Below are 16,497 nucleotides of genomic sequence, written 5' to 3'. Positions count from 1 at the left end.
CAATTTTCGAATGAACCAGGTTTTAATTTTTCTAAAAAAGGAATTGCTTCAACAGGAACGAATACATAGTCAGAAGACGTTGAAACAGTACAGAAAGACAGCAGTAGAGGACGTGACGACATGAACATGGATACGGTCAATCAGTATCTCGATGCCTATGGATACGGCGTTATTTTTATTTTTTTATTTTTTGGCATCGTCGGGATTCCAGCACCGGAAGAATCTTTACTCGTCCTGATTGGCATCTTAAGTGGTCAAAACGAAGAACGTTTAATCTATTCGATCTTGACTGCGTATGCTGGGACGTTCGTCGGTATGCTGACGGCATATGGAGCGGGGCGCTTCTTCGGACCGACCGTCCTACGGTACGGTCGATTCCTCGGATTGACGAAGGAACGCTGGGAGCGGGTGTCAAACGGCTACATGGAACGAATCAATCGAACGATCATCGGCGGTCTTTACATTCCGGGTGTGCGGCAGATCAATCCGTATTTTGCGGGCATGAAGCGGATTTCGTTCGGTCGGTACTTTTTTGTGTCAGCAATCGGTTCCGCGCTGTGGGTCGTCCCCTTTGTCTTACTCGGTCACTTTGCAGGAAAGACATTTCATATCAAGCCGGAAGTCGTACCGTATTTCGGACTTGCCTTACTCGTATTGTTCCTGCTCGGAGTGCTCGTGAAATGGCTCAAGCGGAAGCGACTTGAGAAACGCGTCGTTTCAGGGAAAAACGAAGCGGGAAAAGAAGACTAAACGTTACTTCTTTTTTGAAGGAACGTCGGAACAGTTTGAAGGAGTGGACAAACGATGCAAAAAATAGTGATCTTTCCTTTTTTAAGGATGCGATCCGGTCATCATCTGGTTGCCGAAGCGATCGCCGAACGATTGCAAGGACCAGGGATTGAAGTCAAGGAAGTAGAATTGCTCAGTACGATCAGTCCATTTGCGGAATGGGTGACATCAAAGTTTTACCTGAACTGGATCCGACACTTCTCAAACGGCTACAGTCGTTTTTATCACCAGCATATTGCCGGACGTTCGAGCAATGCCCGGTCGACAGGATGGACGTCGCATTATTTCCAACAACAGATGTTACGAATCATCCGGACGGAACAACCGGACGTCATCATCTGTACACATGCGTTTCCCTCCTATCTCTTGAATCAATTAAAAGAACGAAACCTTTGTGACGTACCGGTCATCAATGCCTATACCGATTTATTCGTCAGCCGCGTCTGGGGAAAGACGCATATCGAGTATCATCTGTTGCCGAATCGTGAGGCAAGGCAAGAATTGCACGAGCATCATGCTGTACCCATTGAGCGCTTGTTCGTGACGGGTATCCCCGTCCATCCAGCAATCGCTGGCGGTTCCATTTTTCGCTCGACGCAGTCACGCAAACAAATTCTTGTCGCAGGCGGAAACGGTGGACTAGGTCAACTCGAGACCTTACTGACGCAGATCGAACAGTGTCCAGAAGCAGATTTCCATGTCTTATGTGGGAAGAACCAAACATTGTATAAACGACTAGCTTCGCGACGTCATCCACATATCCATCCGCTCACCTATATCGATTCACGGGATGAGATGAATCAGCTGTATGAACGAATGGATGCGATCGTCACGAAACCAGGTGGCGTGACGGTCAGTGAAGCATTCGAAAAACGTGTACCGTTGTTCATTCAACACGTCCTACCGGGACAAGAAGAGATCAATCGTACGTATTTGATGGAGAAAGGACTTGCGTTCGCATTTCATCAAACGGATACACTCGCGGACGTCATCCGTCGGACGCTTGAGAACCCAGACGTCATGCATGCTTGGCAACAAGCAGTCACGCAGTATCAAAATGATCGCGTCATGGCCGATCAGCGGTTCTTCGCGGAACGGATTGCGGGTTGCCTGCAAGACCGTCGCCGAAAAGTAAATGAATAAAAGGGAGTTAGTTTCTATGCGTTCACGTCTTATCACAGCAGGAATTCTCGCGACACTCGCCTATACGGTCGTCCCGTACGTGGCGTCACGCGTCTTTGGATGGCGCGTGACAAAATCACTGAACTCACGATACGTCGCCTTGACGTTCGATGATGGTCCAGATCCCGTCTTTACGGCAGAACTGCTCGATCTCTTAAAACAAGAAGGCATTCAGGCGACGTTTTTTGTCGTTGGTCATAAAGCAGAAGCACATCCGGACCTCATTCGCCGGATACACGACGAAGGGCATCAACTCGGTATCCACAATTACGTCCATCGACCGAACTGGTCGATGCGACCGTCGACGGTCCGGGCAGGAATCGAGCGGACGGCTATGATCATTGAACGGATCACCGGTGAACGTCCGACGGTCTATCGTCCACCGTGGGGTGCACTCAATGCCGGAGATGTCCTCTGTCCAACCGCTTACAAGATGATTCTCTGGTCGAAGATGGCGGAAGACTGGAAGGTAGAAGGCGGGACAACAAAAATCAAGAGGCTACTATCGAATGTGTCAGAAGGAGATATCATCTTGCTCCACGATAACGGGGATACGTTCGGCGCGGACCCACAAGCACCTGTGCAGACGATTGAAGCGCTTCGTGAACTCTTGCCGAACTGGAAAGCACGCGGCTTACAGTTTCGTCGCATTGATCAAACGTAAAAAAAGAGGAGCTATCCGGTGCCGGATAGCTCCTCTTTTGCATGGATTATGCTTCGCGTGACAAGTCCTCATCTTCTTGACTATGATGGAGAATCAAGCGCCGCACGACGAACGAGCGTAAGAATAGGATGAAGGTGATGACCGGAAGTAGTAACCACCAAGATTGCGTCAAAAATAAGTCGTCGAACGTCGTGATCATGACGAAATGACGACCAATGTAAAGCCACATGAAAAAGGAACTGACGAATAGAATTGCTTCCGCCGTTGTCATGAACTCAAACTCATTTTTCATTGAACTACTCCTTGTGGATGTATTTGGTTTATTTTACACTATCCACCATATCACAAGACCGATACCAATGCCCCAACAACCTAATACGAACGCTAGACCATAACGTCGGAGCAATGGAAAGGAACGAGTTCCTTGTTGTTCAAGTCGTCGTTGTGCTTGTGTCAAGATCTCTTTAGGAATCGAACGGATGATGAAGTAGATACCGAGTGGAACGAGTAAGAGATCGTCGAGAAGACCGATGACAGGCAGAAAATCTGGTATCAAGTCGATTGGACTGACAGTATAGGCGATTAAGGCGATGATTCCCCATTTGATATGACGAGGTAAACGAGGATGTTCGATTGCATAAGAAAGGACTGATAATTGTTGCTTCATCCGTCTAGCGATGCGTTTCATTCGCTCTAACATAGGCGAGTACTCCTTTCTTATGAGCGAACCGGTTCCCGTTCGTTTGTCGTGACGGCTGCCTCTTCATCCGCTTCATACAGAATGACACGATTTCGTCCTTGTTCCTTTGAGGCATATAATGCGTCGTCCGCAAGAATATTCATTCTTTGAATGGCGATATGTTTCCCGTGAGCGATCCCGACGGATGCCGTGATGGCAATCGACGGGGATCCGTCGAGCTGAAAGTGTGTGTTCGCGATCCGTTCTCGAATCCGGTTAGCGACTTTCGTGACTTTTGGAGGCGTGAGATCATAGATGAGGACCATGAATTCTTCGCCGCCAATTCGAGCAGTGATATCATGCGGACGTGTCTCTTCCTGCAAGATCCGTGCAAACTGTTGCAAGACGAGATCACCGTTCGCATGACCGTACGTATCGTTGACATGCTTGAAATGATCGATATCGAGCGCGAGCACATTGTAGACGCGTCCTTCTGCTTCAAGCAATGTCGTCCGTTCGTCCCAGACACGCCGATTGTACAGTCCTGTCAAGTGATCGAGTTCTGCTGATTGTTTATAACGCTGGACCTTTTCGTTGAGCAACTGAAAGTCGATCGTCAAGAGACTCGATAACAGTCCAACCGCAAGTCCGATCGTCCACGTTGAAGCAAGTAAACGAAGAGCGGCGTCACTGAAGCCGAGATTGATCGAGACAGCGATCGAGATCATGAACAATGACCAGACGTTCATGATCAGGTTTTGCAAGAGCGGTCGATGGAGTAACCGCTTATGAATGAAGTACATCCCGGTGCTGATGCCGAGGACTGCGAGAAAGGCGACGATTGATTGCGGGGTCCAGCCGAAGTAAAATCGAGAACAACCGATGATCAGCGTCGCGATGATGAGAGGCGAGCGAACGCCATAAAAAGCGAGCAGGACGAGCGGTAAATGACGTAAGTCCATCCGTAACGATTCATTGACTGCAATTCCTTTAAACATCAATAGCACACCTAGTAGTCCGGTCGCAAGACCAACGATGAGGGACTTCATTCTGCTCGATGCGAGGCGTTGACTATAGATGATTTTAGCAATCAAATAAAAGCCGGTGAAGGCGATACAAGCATTCAATAACAACTCGGCAATGAACATGAGTTCCACATCCTTGAGTATGATACTTTCACGATAGCAGTTTAATAAAGGATGTCAACGAGAGAGACTCAAAATTTTAAAGATTCAGGAAAAGTCTTGCTCGATTTAAAGTATTTGGTAAAATAAGAGAGCTTCAGGAAAAGGGAGGGATGAAGTGAAATTAAAACGTCTTATGATTGAGGCACGGAAACTTGACGGACGTCCGCACTATTCGTGGGATGGATATGTCCTAAAGCAGACAAAAGACTATCTACTCGTCGCGAATATTCCAGTGCGGACGCTTCATCATCATCGTCGCGCAACCGTTTATACATACGACAACTATAGTCTCGAATTCTATCCGTTTGAAGCTGATTTCACGGTTGGTCTCGATATAGAACGGACGGGAGAGATGAGCTATTACTGCAATATCTGTCTTCCGTCAGTCCTTCAAGATGAAACATTATCGTTCATCGATCTGGATCTTGATCTCGTCTATCAAAACGGAGTGTGGCAAGTCGTCGACGAGGACGAATTTATGGAGAACCAACGGCTCTATCACTATCCGGTCGAATTGATTGAACGAACCCGTGCGTCATTGCTGAACCTTCAAGAACGGATCGCGCAGCAACAGTTTCCGTTTGACGGCTATTTAGATGCTTTCATCCCGACCGTCATGAACATGAATGATGGAAAGGATACCCAATAAAAAAACCACGATATCACGCATTTAGTCTGTTCGCTTTTTGTCGCAAGACGTTTGAGTCAGTCTATACGTTGACTCTCTTGATTCTATCATTAAAGCTAGGGGTCCTCCTGTATGTCTCGTCTTAGTAGAGTAATCCGATGTAGTTCAATGAAACATCCTGTAGTGAGATTAACGTCGTCTACTTAATAATATAGAAGTCGCTGAACCTTCGTTTGTGATCCAAGCGTACTTTAAACAACGAACAAACGGCTTGAGTCCGGTAAAGTACCGAATTCAAGCCGTTTTAAGGGACATTCGTTCATCTGTTAACGATTCATTCATGAAGTAACAATATGTTTCTTCATCATGTATTGCATGCAATTAAAAAAGGCACTGATGGCTAGTGGGATGATGACGATACTTATTCCTACAAGCACTAATCCAGGAGCATCATCTAACTGACCTATATAAAAGAATACGGGAAGAATAGAAATCGCTAAAACAGCAATCACGAGGAATGCCTTTTTAATGCTATTCGACGATGAAGAAATACGAATAGCCGCGTCCTGACTTTTTGTAAAGGCGCTTAAAATGCGGAAACCGTGAAAAATAGAAGCCAATAGCGGTATAAGAGCAATATAAGCAACGATCAATACGACATATCCTGGTTTTTCAAAAATGATTGAACTCTTGATTCCGTTCAGCAATGTAGGGATTGCATAGCCCGCTAAACCCAGTAGACCAAGAGATAGTACAAATAGGCATGACTTTAGTAAAAAAACACTTAACTTTGGGGGATTCATGGTAGCAATCCTTCTTTCCATATGACTTTTCATTTAGTGATCCATGTAAAGTGTATGATGAGATACGAAATATTACGTTAGACTTTAGACTGATTTTGTAACGATTAATATAAAGCTAACCGCATTACCGCGTTCTTTAGATATCAATATGTTTAAGTGTCATTGTGATAAAAAATAAAAAAATGTAAAAGAGAAGTAAAGGGAGGTATGATGAATGAAAACGATTCGTTGTCACCGTGCATTTGGAGTCTATGGCTTATTAATGAAAGAGGATGCTTTACTCGTCATCGATAAAAATGGTGGACCGTATATCAATCGCTATGATTTACCAGGGGGTAGCCTAGAAGAAGGGGAGACGCTCGCTACGGCGATGCGCCGTGAATTTACGGAAGAGACAGGGCTTGAGGTAGCACTCGAACGACAGATCGGCGTCGCTGACTTCAAGCTCCCGTGGGACTGGCGAGAGTTCGATGAAGTCCATCATATCGCCGTCTTTTATCTCGTTCGACAGACCGGTGGAACGCTTGGCATTCCCGAGCAATTCGTCGGACAAGACTCACTCGGTGCGCGTTGGGTCAAGGCGAGTGAAGTTTCAATCGACAATGCGTCACCGCTCGTACTTGAAGCATTCCGCTGGATTGAGGAACAACAACTCGATCTTGAGGCACGACACTTTTCGAATTGGGATGTCTTAAAATGAATCGAAGCGCTCTTCGCATGCGGAGAGCGCTTTTTCATGTTCAATTGGCTAGCGCAGCGTCGAGTCGTCGTTTTTGATGCCGGTGATGCGCGAGATGGTACGAGACGAGGGCATACCACTCGGCAGCGTTCAACCAGCCCATCCCACCGTGTTGCGTCTTTTGATCAACGGGTGTCGCCTGAGCAATCGTTGCGAGCGTTACGTGACGATCAATCAGTTGCAACCAACGTGTCCTTATTTGTTCAACCTGATCCGTCTCATCCGGTGGAGCGTTCATCGCATCCGGTAACCGGATCGGTGTCGCCGGAAATGCACCGACAGTAAATAACTGTTCACCGAACGGTGACTTCCCGGACGTGGTTACGGGTGCGAACTGGCACGACTCGACTTCATCCAAATATTCATGACTGACGACGATCAAATGATCGTACATTTGACTAATCGACCACGTGTCACGGTCGAGATGATGAATCAACGCCTCCGGCTGATAGCGATCAAGTTCTTGTAGATAATAGGTGAATAGTTCGTTCATCCTGTCACTCCTCTCAAAAAATATCTTCTTCACTCTTTTCGAACAATCTTCGACTTCTTCCTGTCATATTTCCTAGAAAGGAGGAATCACCATGCAAGCTCCATATCTTCCGGTTCCCCATACGCTCTTACGGAGCGGGACGGCATTCGCGTCCGTCCATGAAAAAATGATCTACCTGATCCTTGAAAGCTTCAGTGGTCAAGATGGTCAAGCATTTCCGTCCTATCAGACGATTGCCGATGCTGTTCCGTGCAGTAAATCGACAGTCAAGTCGTGTATCCAGTCCTTGATCGCAAGTGGTCGGATCGAGAAAGTCGAACGGTTCACGAAACACGGAGGACAGACTTCGAATGCTTATCGTGTCCTGCCCCATGTCGATACGCCATCCCCGGCGAGTCACGAGACGACTGCCCCCGAGACTTCTGCTGACTCCGAAGAAGAAGTCTTGAAGAAGACGTCTTTAAAAAAGGAACTGGTGCAGCAGTATGAGTCGAATCTCGGAAAGGTGTCACCACGAATCGAACAAGAATTGCTGTTGCTTGCGAACGAACATCCAATCGAGCGAATCCAGTACGCAATTGAAGAAGCGGGGCGGGCGAACAGTCGTCATTTCGGTTACATTGAACAGGTCGTTAAGCGCCTTGCAACCGGATCCGCGTCAGAACGTCCGAAACAAGTAACCAAACGTTCGAGAAGGAACAATTCATTATTTCAATTACCGAATTGGTTAGAACGTGAAAAAGAAGCACAACGCGCTTACGAGGCAAAACAACAGGAACGACAAGTCATTCCTGACGATGACGAGATTGCTGCTTTATTACATACATTGACCAGGGAGGGAGCCTGATGCAACTAGAAGAATTACTGCGACGCGCGAATCAAAAACTAACCGTTCCCGGCATGCATCCGTCGGTCGTCCGGATTGCCCGTGACGTGATTCAAGAGCTTTATCCACATGGAATCAAACTCGGTATAGCCCAAAGTTTTCGGAGCATCGCGGAACAGAACGCGTTATACGCAAAAGGACGGACGACCCAAGGACCGATCGTGACGCAAGCCCGTGGTGGACAATCAAACCATAATTTTGGTGTTGCAATTGACGTCTTCCTTTACGAAGATGGTGCATTATTTCTTTCTCCACCGGACGCGCGACTTCGTCGAATCGTTGCGGCAATGAAACGGCGCGGAATGGACTGGGGAGGCGATTGGTCACGTTTTCCCGATTATCCACATTTTGAATTGTACGATCATGTCAGTCTTGCGCGGCATCACGTGCCAAAACCAGGACACTATCTACGCGAACGAATTCAAGCACCGGAACTCGTCCGAGCGATTGAGAAGCGATTGGGTCTGATGGTGACAGGAATCTTTGATATACGTTTGACGCGAGCCATCCAAGCGTTCCAGCAGACATCTCGACTTGCGGTTGACGGGATTGTTGGACCGCAAACATGGCGTCGTCTCTTTCCGGTGTCGCCATGATTCGTTTTCAAGCATGGCTCCGCCTTATGATACCGCTCTATGTCTTTCTAGAGTTATTCTTACCGACGCTCGGATTTACCGCTTTACCGGTGTCATCGAATGACGTCGAACGATTCGTGACCGGTCTGGTTGGGGTAATCGGTTTGTTCGTCGCTTGGTGGAAGAATAACGACGTGACCGAGCGGGCATTAAGACGACGTCAGTCGCAAGTACAGCTGGAAAACACATCCTTAACCGATTGAACGGTCGGGAAGCGTTTGGATTGTGTCAGCAACGGGCATTATTTCATACAAATGACTAATTGTTTGACTTCAAGATACTGATAGAAGAAATTGACTTTAGTCAAGTAGATAGAGAAAGAAAGGTCGGTCTTCTTGTGAAATGGTCAACGTTGCAACGGTATTTGTTTTTGGCACTCTGTGCGCTTTTATTTACAAGTGTTTGGAGCTATCAAGCTTTCCTAAAAATCGAACGAGAAAACGCCCGTATCTTAAAAGAAGCTATTCCGATCTCGACGGAAGCAGCAGAACTGTTTCCAGCGTTGTTGAATCTAGAACTCAGTGTCCGGAGTTACATCCTTTCACCGAACAAAACGGATCTAGCACAGTATGAACGGACGATTAATCAGATGGATCAAACGATCACGCGGCTGAACCGGCTCGATGCGAACCATCCCATCATGCGAAAACTCGTTCGGACGGAGGCAATTCCCCGTATCGAGAAGGCGACGCAGTTTTACGACACGCAATTTGAACTCGTCAAGGACGGTGACAGAGCTTCAGCAGAGGCAAGACGATATCAAGGAATGCAGTTCATCGAAACGTTCCGACCGATTGATGCCCGTTTGCGAACAGACGTCAACCGAATCATTGCGGAAGCAACACAACGCTCCGAGCAAGCATCGAGTGCTGCGAAATGGGTTATCGTTGTCGTCGCGAGCATCGCTGTTCTTGTTTTGATTGCCTTCATCCAGACGTTTCGAATGGAACGTAGCAAACAAGTCTTGATTCATCGTTCCTTGCATGATGCATTGACTGGCATCCCGAATCGGCGAGCGTTCGATGAACGATTGGAGAAGCTTCTCGAAGAAGCCAAACAAGAGCAGACACCGCTCTCCTTAATACTGATTGATGTCGATGCCTTCAAGTCCTACAATGACACGTATGGTCACTTAAAAGGGGATGAATGTTTGAAGGAAGTGGCTCGCGTCTTAAAACGGCAGGCTCGGCATGGACAAGTCGCACGATACGGAGGAGAGGAGTTCACGGTTTTACTGACGCGTGGTATAGAAGAAACCCGTCATATCGCAGAACGGATTCGACAGGACATTCTTGATTTGAACATCACACACGAGCAGTACGAACCCCTTTGCCGGGTCAGCGTCAGTCTTGGCTTGACGTCACTTGTACCCGAAGCACAGACGACAGAAAAGGAAATCATCGACCAAGCCGATCAAGCACTGTATCGAGCGAAAGAGAACGGACGGAATCAGATTGGGGACTTGGCAGGGTGAATACGATAAAATCCCCCGCGTGAGTGTTTGCTTCTCACACGGGGGATTTTTCATTTCATTGTAAGATGACGCAATACGATCGATCGGAAATGAGAGGCGCCGATATGACATAAACCGTCCTGACAGGTTCACCACCGACACGCGCATTAAGTTGTGTGAGCTGGGAACGAATCTTACGGCTTAAGCCATATCGTAATTCAGTACTGAGCTCATCAACATCTTCCTGTACGTGCAAGAGAAGTTGAAACGGTTCAAGCGAAAAGATTGAAAAATCACAGGAAATCCGCGGATCCTCGAATTTTTCATTCAATTCCTTCTTAATGTAATAGGCTTCTTGTGCACTAATCAACTTTTCTCACCTCACTCTCCTGATAAATCAGCTCTTTCTCTACTATAGTCTATATTACCCATTTTTCTGGCAAATAATCGTCTGATTTTGAAAAAAAGTCAATCCGAATTTTGAAATCATCCAAAATCTATTTTCAAGAAATCCTCTTAAACTCCGCCAAAAAAACGCCAAGCTTCAATGAGCAAGGCGGAAGGAGAGAAAAATTCAAGATATCGAAGACTGGACATGGCATTTCTTTAAATATTGTTCCATAGCTTGGACGAAAAAGGTCAGTTGATGAGTGGAGATGACGGGTACCTTTCCGTACCGCACTTCAAAATAAAGCGGATCAACAGGTGACGGAAAAGCGATTCGCTCGAACCATTCCGTCACGGTCTCATGTGTCCTGCGCTGTAATGAAAACGGAAGTTGCTCATTAAAACGAACGAGTTGTTTTCGAATCGAGTCAGCAGGTAGGTCTTTTGTCTCGTAAACGAAAATCGGGAAGCGTGGTGGAAGTACATGACCCGATTCATCTAGTCGCGGACGACGCAACCACTGGAGATAGTGCCATAAAAACCAGCTACAAAACAGGAGAACGAGACATAAGATGAGAAGATAAGGAGGTGTCGTCACCGAAGAGTCAAAACCGGTCCGGAACCAAGGAGTAGGAGGATCGGCTTCACTAATCGTGACAGTACTTCCGTCTCCGCCGTATGAGGTTCCTTCCTCGACTGCACTAAACATCGATGCTTTCGGACCACAGCGATCAATGCAGTATGTATTTGTTGCTGGATCGATTCGTCCAAGTAGTGACGTGTAGAATGACGGGACGAATTGTTGGATGGCAAGCAGTAGAAGACAGACGATTGGAATAAGAAGCAACAGGCGAGTGCGGAGCGTTTGCACGATAGGGACACCTCCTTTGACGAGTACGTTTAACAGACGTTCGCTACACAGTATAGCAAAAGTGGAGATAGAATATTTTGATTTTTTCAAAAAATAGTCATTGATTTAGAAAGGAATGAATAGTATGGATTTACGATTGAGTTACCAAAAAACGACAAAACGATTGGATGGACACGGAAGTCGAACCATCGGAATATTACAAGAAGCGTTGCAAACCGTTTCTGCCGATCAACCAAGCGATATGTATGGAAACGGCGAATTGATTAAAACGTTCGAACGTAAGATAGCAGACTTACTCGGGCACGACGATGCGATCTTTTTTCCGAGCGGTACGATGGCGCAACAAATTGCGTTACGGATCTGGTCTGATGAACGGAATAATCGTAAGGTTGCCTACCATCCCCTTTGTCACCTCGAGATTCATGAGCAGGATGGGTTGAAGGAATTACACGGGATTAAACCAGTACTAGTCGGAGAAGTCGATCGCTTAATGACGATAGACGACGTCAAAGCCTTGCCGGACGTCAGCTGCCTGTTACTCGAACTGCCACAACGCGAACTCGGCGGACTGCTTCCGTCGCGTGAGGAACTTGAAATCATTTGCGCATATGCACGGGAACAAGGAATTCGTTTGCACTTGGATGGGGCACGCCTACTTGAAATCTTACCGTACTATGAGGCATCGGCAAAAGAAATCGCAGAGTTATTTGACAGTGTCTATATCTCTTTTTATAAAGGTCTTGGCGGCGTCGCAGGAGCGATCTTAGCCGGACCGGAAGCATTTTGTCGCGAGGCTCGCATCTGGAAACGTCGCTATGGCGGTGATTTGATTAGTCTCTATCCGTATATTCTATCCGCGGATCATTATTATGAACAACGAAAAGACCGGATGGCGGAGTACTATGTAGCCGCAAAAGCACTAGCGAGCAGCTTGAATGCGATACCAGGCATCTCGACTCGTCCCCTTGAGCCGGTCTCAAACATGTTTCATCTTTACTTTGAGGCAGATAAAGCAGTCGTCGAGGAAAAATTGATTGAAATCCAGTTGCACGGAAAAGTTGGTATCGCCGGCTATCTTGTCAAGAAAGAAAAAGGCTGCGCAACGGAAATCAATATCGGCGATAGTTTTCTTGCATTGACGACTGACGAACGCGAAAGCGTCTTTCGTCAATTGACGGAGGCGTTCTCAGAGGATTGAATGACATCAGGAGCGGGAATCGTAGGATGGAGGCGACGATAGGTGTCGACTTTTTCTGCGATCATTCGCTCCGTTTCTTGTAATGCTGCCAGTTGAGCTAAGACGTTTGCATGGTGTGCTTCAAGCAACGCAAGGCGTTCGCGGGTCGTATCCTGCTCGCCGTGAGCAAGAAAAAGTGACACATACGTACGGATTTGCTCGATCGGCATATGCGTTTCACGTAAGCGGAGGACAAATCGAAGCCACGTCACGTCTTGGTCGTCATAACGTCGTTGACCATTCTGGCGCTTCGGAAACAGTAATCTTTCTTTCTCATAATAGCGAATCGTATGGGCACTCGTCATCGTCAGTCGACTGATTTCAGAAATCGTATACATGAATCTCACCTTTCTGCTTGACTTAGAGTTCACTCTAAGGATTAGACTCTGACTATACCAAATCGAAAAGGGGATATGCTAGATGAAGTACACGGTCATTACAGGAGCAAGTTCAGGAATCGGGTATGAGACGGCAAAACTACTCGCAGGAAAAGGAAAGTCACTCGTCCTCGTCGCGCGCCGGACGTCAGAGCTCGAAAAACTTCGGGATGAAGTCAAACAGATTTCACCAGACAGTGATGTCATCCTCAAGTCGATCGACCTTTCTGATAACCAAAACGTTCATGATCTTTATGAAGGCTTAAAAGAACTTGAAATTGAAACATGGATCAATAATGCTGGGTTTGGTGATTTTGATCTCGTCCAGGATATCGATCTCGGGAAAATCGAAAAGATGCTCCGCTTGAACATCGAGGCACTGACGATTTTGTCGAGTCTGTTCGTCCGCGACCATCATGATGTCGAAGGAACGACGCTCGTCAATATCTCGTCAGCTGGCGGCTACCGGATTGTACCGAACGCGGTCACGTATTGCGCGACGAAGTTCTATGTCAGTGCCTATACGGAAGGACTCGCGCAAGAACTGCAAAAAGGCGGCGCAAAACTCCGGGCGAAAGTGCTCGCACCAGCTGCGACCGAGACAGAGTTCGCCGATCGTTCGCGCGGGGAAGTAGGGTTCGACTACAGCAAGAACGTTAAGAAATATCATACGGCGGCTGAAATGGCAGGCTTCCTGCACCAGTTAATCGAAAGTGACGCAATCGTCGGCATCGTCGACGGCGAAACGTATGAATTTGAATTGCGTGGTCCATTGTTCAATTACGCAGGATAAAAACTAAGTAAGGTCCCTTTCTCAATTGAGAAAGGGACCTTACTTATGTAAACATTATATATACGAATTTCATGAATGCATCCAAAAAGACATCAATTACTTATTTTTTTAAGAGTTTCTTCGCAAGCTTCCATACGACATAGACGACTGCGCCGATAATCAAAAGATTTATTAGAGCGCCGAAAATCATAAATTGTCCCACGATTACATACGTTTTTTGAGGCGTAAGCATTCTATTTACGTTTTCGTTTTGAGAACCTTAAGCCTATAAAGAATAACGCCATTAGAACTATTGCAATGTTCACGGCTAATGTTAATCGCTCATTATCAATCACTTGACCATTTAAGAAGTTCAAAGTAAGAACAATCACCATAAATAACAATAAAAAGTATTTTATGGATTTTTTATCATAAATAACTTCCTTTTCTTGTGTTCTTCTATTAGTTTAAACATATCGACATTTTAAAAACAAGGAGAATGTCTAATACGAAGAATGACACAGAAACGATACTCAGGAGTGATGAAATGAAACGAACCTTTATATCGATTACGTTATTGATGATTCTAGGAGTCGGCATCATCGGTGCTTCAGCCTATAAGTCGTTGTACTATGATGAAAAACAAGAGGTCACTCAGTCAATCAATCACTATCTGACGCGACAGAATTATATGACACACGTGAAGAACAAAGAAATTCGCTATGATACGAGCACAGGTGAATTCTTCGCACGCGTCGTGTTCGAAGATGAACCGAATAATGAATATGAGATTTATCAATCGGGATCGAGTCATATTGACGTCACTGGATATAAAGACGGCGTACAGATTACGAACAAACAAGAAGGACGGTATATTTCAAAGGATTGACAACACGTTAAATCCATTGAAGAAACGAGGTGATAGAATGAAAAACATGATCTTTTTAGGAAGCGTCGTTGCTCTACTAACGGTACTTTTTTCGCTTCATTACGGAGTACACCTTATTGATGATACAACGCTTAAAATATCTCTGTTGATTTCGCTAATCGTTGTATTGATTGCGCGGAAGAAATGGAAGATTACGTTTACTACAGCGGAATGAGTAAGTGAATGTATGAAAGATTAGGAAAGAAAAAGAATGAGCGTCAATGAATTTTTGCGTTGAAAAAATACTTTGGATGACGAACTGTATGCCGTCACTGATGAGAAGGCAAGAAAAATCGTAGTCATGAGAAACTTCATTGAACATGAAAGAAGAATGTTAAGTTATCAAAAACGAGTCCATTCACGAAATTCGTGGAGAGGACTCGTTTTTGATTTGAAAAGACAAGTTACTTTAATTCATGTTGACCAGGGACAGTCACTTCAACATTATGCTGGTCGTATACGGTCGTCAGTACATTCCCCTCAATGATTTCATAGTAGTATGTATGATCCAGTTCATTCGTGTATGTGATTTTCATCTCATATCTTCCGGTTTTTGAATCATAGACCGTTTCTTTTTTATAGATATCCTGATCGTATCCTGTTTCAGCCAACAAACGTTCAATCTTGATTTCCATAATCACCTTAGATCCTAATCGATACGTTGGATAGGCGGCAATTAGCATGACGAGAACGACAAGGGTATAGACTAGTGGACGTACTTCTTTTTTCATGCGATCACTTCCCGTCAATTTGATGGTATAGGTATAAAAGTCGTTTGAAAAAGGTCGCTCGTCTGCGTCATTTAACGAAATCGAATTATTTGTATCAAACGAATCATGGTAGAAAGAAGAAGATACAAAGCGGACGCGGTCATTAATACCAAACAGATATATATCAGAAATGTGTTCAGATTAAAAAATTGTGAGTTTAGATAAATGGAGAATTCGACTAAAACATCATCGATGTAATCTAAAGCTAATCCGGCATCGATCATTTGTTGTCTTTTAAGATGCTGATATGTAACGTAGCTTTCCCGCTGATGAAAATAACCGATGTAGGTATAGATAGCGGCTAAAATGATCGTAGTCATCAAAGAGAGGGGACGAGCGTCAATCAAATAAAAAAGAACGATGATTCCTAATACGATAAGTGGAAACAGGAAAACGATGATGTAAGCAAATAAAATTCCTGGATTGCCGTTTCCGCTGATCTGATGAGAACTTACTTCAAATCCATGTCCTGCCCAGAAGAAAAAAGCACAAATCGTTATTAACACTAACAAGACAATCTGTAACTGTTTCAAACGGTTCATTTGCTGACTCCCTCCATAAAAAAACGTCTATGTATAGTATTGCATGTTTCTCTGATTTCATAGTGTTAGGTTTCAGTGATAAGGGATATCGGAAATTTACTTTTCAATCATTCTCCTTTCGCAAACGGACGCAACGCATGTTACGGGACTTGATCTCTTCGAAGACAATGGTTCGTTCTGCGACGCTTCGTAATCGACAAGCCATTCAAGCAAACCGAGCGACGATTCATACGATCTATTTTTGGGAATCCGTCGATCGAACGCTTCAAGAAATGTATCGAGCCTTACGACCAGGCGGACGATTCGTTTTAACATACTGTGATGGAAAAGCAGGGGAAGAGGGGGAAGAACTACATGAGCGGATCGAACGGGAATTCATCCCGCTTGCAAACAAAGGGGATTCGAATCAGTCATTTTGAAACGTAGACCAGTCATTCGTTCGTTTCATACGGTAGCGCTTGTGGGATATAAAGGA

General features: G+C 45.5%; 23 protein-coding genes. 13 read left to right on the top strand and 10 right to left on the bottom strand.

Going from position 1 to position 16,497, the window contains the following annotated elements:
* Positions 1–120 precede the first annotated feature (120 nt).
* The 3 genes from BW42_RS05015 to BW42_RS05005 are packed head-to-tail and all read left to right on the top strand — an operon-like array spanning position 121 to position 2,635.
* Positions 121–750, top strand: a complete 630-nt coding sequence (locus BW42_RS05015) for a DedA family protein (protein ID WP_035408181.1) — start codon at positions 121–123, stop codon at positions 748–750.
* 54 nt (positions 751–804) lie between these two features.
* Positions 805–1,932 (top strand): glycosyltransferase, encoded by a 1,128-nt coding sequence (locus BW42_RS05010; RefSeq protein WP_052019026.1) that lies wholly within the window; start codon positions 805–807, stop codon positions 1,930–1,932.
* A gap of 16 nt (positions 1,933–1,948) precedes the next feature.
* Positions 1,949–2,635: a polysaccharide deacetylase family protein gene (locus BW42_RS05005; protein WP_035408179.1), complete on the top strand. Its 687-nt coding sequence runs from the start codon at positions 1,949–1,951 to the stop codon at positions 2,633–2,635.
* A 46-nt stretch (positions 2,636–2,681) separates the two neighbouring features.
* On the opposite strand, the gene BW42_RS05000 is transcribed toward BW42_RS05005, so the two are convergent.
* The 3 genes from BW42_RS05000 to BW42_RS04990 are packed head-to-tail and all read right to left on the bottom strand — an operon-like array spanning position 2,682 to position 4,462.
* The gene (locus tag BW42_RS05000) at positions 2,682–2,927 is read right to left on the bottom strand and encodes a hypothetical protein (protein ID WP_035408177.1); all 246 of its coding nucleotides are present in this window, start codon (positions 2,925–2,927) and stop codon (positions 2,682–2,684) included.
* A gap of 33 nt (positions 2,928–2,960) precedes the next feature.
* On the bottom strand, positions 2,961–3,335 hold the full coding sequence (locus tag BW42_RS16670) for a YkvA family protein (protein WP_035408175.1): 375 nt from the start codon (positions 3,333–3,335) through the stop codon (positions 2,961–2,963).
* Between the two features lie 17 nt (positions 3,336–3,352).
* On the bottom strand, positions 3,353–4,462 hold the full coding sequence (locus BW42_RS04990) for a GGDEF domain-containing protein (protein ID WP_035408174.1): 1,110 nt from the start codon (positions 4,460–4,462) through the stop codon (positions 3,353–3,355).
* Positions 4,463–4,616: 154 nt separating this feature from the next.
* Here BW42_RS04990 and BW42_RS04985 point away from each other — a divergent pair, with 154 nt between their 5' ends.
* Positions 4,617–5,150, top strand: a complete 534-nt coding sequence (locus BW42_RS04985) for a DUF402 domain-containing protein (protein ID WP_052019025.1) — start codon at positions 4,617–4,619, stop codon at positions 5,148–5,150.
* A 317-nt stretch (positions 5,151–5,467) separates the two neighbouring features.
* Here BW42_RS04985 and BW42_RS04980 read toward each other — a convergent pair whose 3' ends face one another.
* Positions 5,468–5,932: a hypothetical protein gene (locus BW42_RS04980; RefSeq protein ID WP_035408172.1), complete on the bottom strand. Its 465-nt coding sequence runs from the start codon at positions 5,930–5,932 to the stop codon at positions 5,468–5,470.
* A gap of 214 nt (positions 5,933–6,146) precedes the next feature.
* On the opposite strand from BW42_RS04980, the gene BW42_RS04975 reads away from it, so the two are divergent.
* Complete coding sequence (locus BW42_RS04975; protein WP_035408170.1) at positions 6,147–6,632, top strand: NUDIX hydrolase; 486 nt, start codon at positions 6,147–6,149, stop codon at positions 6,630–6,632.
* 40 nt (positions 6,633–6,672) lie between these two features.
* On the opposite strand, the gene BW42_RS04970 is transcribed toward BW42_RS04975, so the two are convergent.
* Positions 6,673–7,164, bottom strand: coding sequence for a DinB family protein (locus tag BW42_RS04970; protein ID WP_035408168.1), 492 nt, complete (start codon positions 7,162–7,164; stop codon positions 6,673–6,675).
* Positions 7,165–7,255: 91 nt separating this feature from the next.
* Between BW42_RS04970 and BW42_RS04965 the strand changes: the two genes are divergently transcribed.
* The 4 genes from BW42_RS04965 (at position 7,256) to BW42_RS04950 (ending at position 10,159) form a co-directional block, all read left to right on the top strand.
* The gene (locus BW42_RS04965) at positions 7,256–8,011 is read left to right on the top strand and encodes a helix-turn-helix domain-containing protein (protein ID WP_035408165.1); all 756 of its coding nucleotides are present in this window, start codon (positions 7,256–7,258) and stop codon (positions 8,009–8,011) included.
* A complete protein-coding gene (locus tag BW42_RS04960) occupies positions 8,011–8,646 on the top strand; it encodes a M15 family metallopeptidase (protein ID WP_035408163.1) in 636 nt (211 codons plus the stop codon). The genes BW42_RS04965 and BW42_RS04960 overlap by 1 nt, the downstream gene beginning before the upstream one ends.
* Positions 8,616–8,888 (top strand): phage holin, encoded by a 273-nt coding sequence (locus BW42_RS04955; RefSeq protein ID WP_081780369.1) that lies wholly within the window; start codon positions 8,616–8,618, stop codon positions 8,886–8,888. The genes BW42_RS04960 and BW42_RS04955 overlap by 31 nt, the downstream gene beginning before the upstream one ends.
* 134 nt (positions 8,889–9,022) lie before the next feature.
* Entirely contained in the window at positions 9,023–10,159 is a 1,137-nt protein-coding gene (locus BW42_RS04950; protein WP_035408160.1) for a GGDEF domain-containing protein, read from the top strand.
* Positions 10,160–10,214: 55 nt separating this feature from the next.
* Here the strand turns inward: BW42_RS04950 and BW42_RS04945 are convergent, their stop codons facing one another.
* Positions 10,215–10,508, bottom strand: coding sequence for a hypothetical protein (locus BW42_RS04945; protein WP_035408158.1), 294 nt, complete (start codon positions 10,506–10,508; stop codon positions 10,215–10,217).
* A gap of 204 nt (positions 10,509–10,712) precedes the next feature.
* On the bottom strand, positions 10,713–11,396 hold the full coding sequence (locus tag BW42_RS04940) for a hypothetical protein (protein ID WP_035408156.1): 684 nt from the start codon (positions 11,394–11,396) through the stop codon (positions 10,713–10,715).
* A gap of 124 nt (positions 11,397–11,520) precedes the next feature.
* Here BW42_RS04940 and BW42_RS04935 point away from each other — a divergent pair, with 124 nt between their 5' ends.
* Positions 11,521–12,594, top strand: coding sequence for a low specificity L-threonine aldolase (locus BW42_RS04935; protein WP_035408153.1), 1,074 nt, complete (start codon positions 11,521–11,523; stop codon positions 12,592–12,594).
* Here the strand turns inward: BW42_RS04935 and BW42_RS04930 are convergent.
* Positions 12,564–12,971 carry a MerR family transcriptional regulator gene (locus BW42_RS04930; RefSeq protein WP_035408151.1) on the bottom strand — a complete coding sequence of 136 codons (408 nt, stop codon included), beginning with the start codon at positions 12,969–12,971 and terminating at the stop codon, positions 12,564–12,566. The two genes, BW42_RS04935 and BW42_RS04930, sit on opposite strands and share 31 nt — an antisense overlap.
* Positions 12,972–13,053: 82 nt before the next feature.
* Between BW42_RS04930 and BW42_RS04925 the strand changes: the two genes are divergently transcribed.
* On the top strand, positions 13,054–13,803 hold the full coding sequence (locus tag BW42_RS04925; RefSeq protein WP_035408149.1) for an SDR family oxidoreductase: 750 nt from the start codon (positions 13,054–13,056) through the stop codon (positions 13,801–13,803).
* A gap of 526 nt (positions 13,804–14,329) precedes the next feature.
* Positions 14,330–14,671, top strand: a complete 342-nt coding sequence (locus BW42_RS04920; RefSeq protein WP_035408148.1) for a DUF3139 domain-containing protein — start codon at positions 14,330–14,332, stop codon at positions 14,669–14,671.
* A 443-nt stretch (positions 14,672–15,114) separates the two neighbouring features.
* Here BW42_RS04920 and BW42_RS04915 read toward each other — a convergent pair whose 3' ends face one another.
* Positions 15,115–15,441 carry a DUF3139 domain-containing protein gene (locus BW42_RS04915; RefSeq protein ID WP_035408146.1) on the bottom strand — a complete coding sequence of 109 codons (327 nt, stop codon included), beginning with the start codon at positions 15,439–15,441 and terminating at the stop codon, positions 15,115–15,117.
* A gap of 71 nt (positions 15,442–15,512) precedes the next feature.
* Positions 15,513–16,022, bottom strand: coding sequence for a hypothetical protein (locus BW42_RS04910; protein ID WP_035408144.1), 510 nt, complete (start codon positions 16,020–16,022; stop codon positions 15,513–15,515).
* Positions 16,023–16,159: 137 nt separating this feature from the next.
* On the opposite strand from BW42_RS04910, the gene BW42_RS04905 reads away from it, so the two are divergent.
* Entirely contained in the window at positions 16,160–16,441 is a 282-nt protein-coding gene (locus BW42_RS04905) for a class I SAM-dependent methyltransferase (RefSeq protein WP_035408142.1), read from the top strand.
* Positions 16,442–16,497 lie beyond the last annotated feature (56 nt).

It is taken from the genome of Exiguobacterium sp. RIT341 (genome assembly GCF_000632205.1).
Taxonomy (GTDB): domain Bacteria; phylum Bacillota; class Bacilli; order Exiguobacteriales; family Exiguobacteriaceae; genus Exiguobacterium_A.
The sequence above is the reverse complement of the archived record's forward strand: the minus strand, read 5'-3'. Positions and strand labels throughout refer to the sequence as shown.